Source organism: Pseudomonas sp. dw_612, assembly GCF_018449725.1.
Lineage (GTDB): Bacteria > Pseudomonadota > Gammaproteobacteria > Pseudomonadales > Pseudomonadaceae > Aquipseudomonas.
Genome location: NZ_JAAVVC010000067.1, coordinates 1 through 711, shown reverse-complemented (window position 1 = coordinate 711; position 711 = coordinate 1). Strand labels below are relative to the sequence as shown.

Genomic DNA, 711 nt, shown 5'->3' with positions numbered 1-711 from the left:
GACGATGTGGTGCTGGGTCAGCATCAGCACATGTTCCTCATCGGCCAGGCGCAACAGACGGGCACGGATCAGCGGGCCGCACGCCAGGTCAAAAGGACGCTGTGCCTCCAGCTCGCAGAGTTGTGCCAGTTGGGTATCGGCCATCGACGAATCTGGCAGCGCCTCTACAACGAGCTGCGGCCAGTCGTCTGCCGTCAGCAGTTGCACCTGCGGCTGCCCGTCGTTATTCACAAAGCGGCTGCGCAGCGCCGCGTGACGTGCATAGATACGTGCCAGGCTGCGATGCAGGCTTGCTGTGTCGAGCCTGCCGCGCAGGCGCAGACCCAGTGGAAGATGGTAGGTCGCACTGACGACCTCGATCTGCGACAGGAACCACAGCCGCTGTTGCGCGAACGACAGTGGCAACGCATCAACGCCTGCAAGCGCCTCGATGGCCGGCAGTTCGCTGGTCGCGGCAGACTGTACCCGCTCTGCCAGCGCGTGCAACTGCGGCGTCGCGAACAGATCGGTCAGATCCAGCTCGCCCCCCAACACCTGCCGGATCCGTGAGATCAGTCGCACGGCCAACAACGAGTGACCACCGAGTTCGAAGAAATTGTCGTGACGTCCCACCCGCTCGACCCCGAGGATGTCCTGCCAGAGATCCGCCAGGGCGGTTTCAAGTTCGCCTTGCGGTGCCACGTAGCCACGCCGCGCCCAATTCGTGGTATC

Annotated in this window: 1 protein-coding gene; it reads right to left on the bottom strand. The window is 63.7% G+C overall.

Translation table 11 applies throughout. The annotated features are described in order from the left end of the window. On the bottom strand, nt 1–681 hold a 681-nt coding region (locus HB680_RS32495), incomplete at its 3' end, for a condensation domain-containing protein (RefSeq protein WP_346657426.1). Between the last annotated feature and the right edge of the window lie 30 nt (nt 682–711).